Source organism: Microbacterium sp. HMWF026, assembly GCF_003061325.1.
Taxonomy (GTDB): domain Bacteria; phylum Actinomycetota; class Actinomycetes; order Actinomycetales; family Microbacteriaceae; genus Microbacterium; species Microbacterium testaceum_E.
Map to the genome: position 1 here is coordinate 1 of NZ_QAJB01000151.1, position 3,761 is coordinate 3,761.

Genomic DNA, 3,761 nt, shown 5'->3' on the forward strand with positions numbered 1-3,761 from the left:
AACTCGGACTTTCGCGGCGCGAGGCTCCGAGAACGGTGCGTTTGTCCGAGCTTCCCGACGCCACGCGGCGGGGGCGCCAAGCTCGGAGTAACGCGCGGAACGCGGACTTCCTCGGCGCGAGGCTCCGAGAACGGTGCGTTTGTCCGAGCGTCGTGACGCCACGCGGGCCCCGCGACGCTCGCGCACCGCACGGGGGCCTCGCCTACGATGGGGGATGCCGCGACCGCGGCGTCGTCCCGAGGAAGAAGTGGTGACCGTGAAAAGCCTCGTCTGGTTCGCGCTGGGTATCACCGGCGGTTTCGTCGCCGCCCACCTGGTCAACAAGGATCCCCGCGGCCAGGAGCTGTTCGCTCAGCTCGACGCCCGCATCGGCGAATTCACCGATCGCATGACCGACGCGTACCACGCTCAGGAGACGCGCCTGTCGGACATCATCGACGACGCCAAGGGTGTCGCAGGCTCCGTCGCGAACCACGCCTCCGACGCCGCGACGCACGCGGCCGACGCGGTGGGCGATGCCGCCGCCGCGGCCAAGAAGACCATCACCTCCTCGAACTGACCTCCCTGCGGCATCCCCCCTCACCGGGGGCGACGCCGCACGCGCACGGAAAGACCCGCCATGAAAACCGCCGAGATCGCCCAGCGCTTCCTCGACTTCTTCGAGAAGAAGAACCACACGATCGTCCCCTCGGCCTCGCTCGTCACCGACGACCCGGCCCTGCTGTTCACCGTGGCGGGCATGGTGCCCTTCATCCCGTACCTGAGCGGCGTCGTGCCGCCGCCCTACCCGCGCGCCGCGGACGTGCAGAAGTGCATCCGCACCAACGACATCGAAGAGGTCGGCAAGACCCCGCGCCACGGCACCTTCTTCCAGATGCTCGGCAACTGGTCGTTCGGCGACTACTTCAAAGAGGACGCGATCCGCTTCGCGTGGGAACTGCTGACCTCGGCGGAGGAGGACGGCGGCCTGGCCTTCGACCCGAAGGACCTCTGGGTCACCGTCTACGAAGAGGACGACGAGGCCCACGCCCTGTGGCGCTCGCTCACCGACCTGCCCGAGGAGCGCATCCAGCGCCTCGGCAAAGACACGAACTACTGGTCCACCGGCCTGCCGGGCCCGGCCGGCCCCTGCTCGGAGATCTTCTTCGACCGTGGACCCGCGTACGGCATCGACGGGGGACCGGCGACCGACGACGACCGCTACGTCGAGATCTGGAACCTCGTGTTCATGCAGTACGAGATCACGAACGTGCGCTCTAAGTACGACTTCGACATCGTCGGCGAGCTGCCCGCGAAGAACATCGACACCGGCATGGGCCTGGAGCGCATCGCGTTCATCAAGCAGGGCGTCGACAACATGTACGAGACCGACCAGGTGCGCCCCGTGCTCGACCTCGCGGCGAAGCTGGCCGGCAAGGCGTACGGCAGCGAGTCGCACGATGACGACGTGCGCCTGCGCATCGTCGCCGACCACGTGCGCTCCTCGCTCATGCTGCTCGCCGACGGCGTCACCCCTTCGAACGAGGGCCGCGGCTACATCCTGCGCCGCATCATGCGCCGCGCGATCCGCTCGATGCGCCTGCTCGGCGTCGAGGGCGCGACCTTCCCCGAGCTGTTCGCCGCCTCGCGCGACGCGATGAAGGAGTCCTACCCCGAGGTCGAGGCCGATTACGCCCGCCTCTCGGCGTACGCGATCGCCGAGGAGCAGACGTTCCTGCGCACGCTCGCGGCCGGTTCCGCGATCCTCGACCAGTCGGTCGTCGAGGCGAAGAACGGCGGCGGCACGACCCTGTCGGGGTCGGAGGCGTTCCTGCTGCACGACACCTACGGCTTCCCGATCGACCTCACCCTCGAGATCGCCGAAGAGGCCGGTCTGAGCGTCGACCGCGCCGCCTTCGACACCCTGATGCAGGAGCAGCGCACCCGCGCCAAGGCCGACGCCCGCGCCCGCAAGGGCGCGATCGCCGACCAGAGCGCCTACCGCGAGTTCCGCGCGCTCGGAGAGACGGTGTTCACCGGCTACACCGAGATGCAGACCGCGTCGCGGGTGCTCGGCATCCTGGTCCAGGGCAGCGGCACCGACCGCGCCTCGGAGGGGCAGATCGCCGAGGTCATCCTGGCCGAGACCGCGCTGTACGCGGAGTCGGGCGGCCAGGTGGCCGACAAGGGCGTGATCGTCGGGCCCGGGTACGAGCTCGAGGTGCTCGACGTGCAGCGACCGGTCCCCGGGCTCGTCAGCCACACGGTCGAGGTGACCACCGGCGAGGTGTCGGTGGGCGCTCCCGCGACCACCGTCGTCGATGCGCTCAACCGCCACGCCGCGCAGCAGGCGCACACCGCCACGCACCTCGTGCACGCGGCGATCCGCGACACCCTCGGCAAGACGGCGACCCAGACCGGCTCGCTCAACCGCGCCGGCTACATGCGCTTCGACTTCAGCTGGGGATCGGCGCTCTCGCCCGAGACCCGCACCGAGATCGAGGACATCGCCAACAACGCCGTCCGCGACAACCTCGAGGTCACCACGCGCGTGATGTCGCTCGACGAGGCGAAAGCGGCCGGGGCGATGGCGCTGTTCGGCGAGAAGTACGGCGACACGGTGCGCATGGTCGACATCGGCGGCCCCTGGTCGCGCGAGCTCTGCGGCGGCACGCACGTCGCGCGCAGCGCCGAGATCGGCCTGGTCAACCTCGTCGGCGAGCAGTCCGTCGGCGCGTCGAACCGCCGCGTCGAGGCGCTCGTGGGCCTGGACGCCTTCCGCGACCTCGCCGCCGAGCGTGCGATCGTGTCGCAGCTGTCGACGTCGTTGAAGACCCCGCGCGAGCAGCTGCCCACCCGCATCGCCGAGCTCGCGGCCAGCCTGAAGGCCGCCGAGAAGAAGATCGCCGCCTTCGAGGCGCAGGCCCTGACCGGCCGTCTGCCGCAGCTGGTGGAGTCGGCCGTGTCGGTCGGCACCGTCCGCGTCGTGGCGCAGAGCCTGGGCGAGGGCGCGTCGGCCGATGACCTGCGTTCGCTCGCTTTGCAGGTGCGCGACCGTCTGGGCAGCGAGGCGGCCGTGGTCGCCCTCGCCGCCGTCACCGGCGGACGCGCGACCGTCGTGGTGGTCGCCAACGACGCCGCCCGCGAGCGGGGTCTGACCGCGGAAGCCCTCGCCAAGGCCGCCGCGGGCGTACTCGGCGGCGGCGGCGGCGGACGCCCCGACGTGGCCCAGGGCGGGGGCACGGATGCCGCTGCCCTGCCGCAGGCGCTGGAGGGTATCGTCGCCGACGTCCGGACGACCACCGCGTGACGGGGTTCCGGCGCGGCATCCGTCTCGGGATCGACGTGGGGCGCGCCCGCGTGGGCGTCGCGCGCTCCGATCCCGACGGACTGCTGGCCGTTCCCGTCGAGACGGTTCCGCGCAAGGGCGAGCCGGTGCGCCGGATCGCGGCCCTGGCCGCCGAGTACGAGGCGTTCGAGGTGCTCGTCGGGCTGCCTCTCAACCTGCGCGGCGAGGACACCCCGTCGACCACCGATGCGCGCGGTTTCGCGGCGGCCCTCGCCGCCGCGCTGCCGATGCCCGTCCGGCTCGTCGACGAGCGTCTGAGCACCGTGTCGGCGCACGGGGTGCTGCGGCAGGCGGGACGTTCCCAGCGGGATTCTCGTAGCATTGTGGATCAAGTCGCCGCTGTGGTCCTTCTGCAGCAGGCGCTCGACGTGGAGCGACAGTCCGGCGAGCCGGCCGGATCCGCCGTATCACCGGGACAGGAGCCCGCCTGACA

The 3,761-nt window shown here is 71.1% G+C and carries 3 protein-coding genes; all 3 read left to right on the forward strand.

Annotated features, from left to right (window positions below):
• Positions 1 to 250 precede the first annotated feature (250 nt).
• From DBR36_RS06585 to ruvX, 3 genes are read left to right on the forward strand one after another with little or no spacing between them, the layout of a single operon-like run.
• Positions 251 to 559, forward strand: coding sequence for an ATPase (locus DBR36_RS06585; protein ID WP_258222600.1), 309 nt, complete (start codon positions 251 to 253; stop codon positions 557 to 559).
• 60 nt (positions 560 to 619) lie between these two features.
• Positions 620 to 3,289 carry an alanine--tRNA ligase gene (gene alaS, locus DBR36_RS06590; RefSeq protein WP_108318112.1) on the forward strand — a complete coding sequence of 890 codons (2,670 nt, stop codon included), beginning with the start codon at positions 620 to 622 and terminating at the stop codon, positions 3,287 to 3,289.
• Positions 3,286 to 3,759 carry a Holliday junction resolvase RuvX gene (gene ruvX, locus DBR36_RS06595; RefSeq protein ID WP_108318113.1) on the forward strand — a complete coding sequence of 158 codons (474 nt, stop codon included), beginning with the start codon at positions 3,286 to 3,288 and terminating at the stop codon, positions 3,757 to 3,759. Before alaS ends, ruvX begins: the two co-directional genes overlap by 4 nt.
• Positions 3,760 to 3,761: the final 2 nt, after the last annotated feature.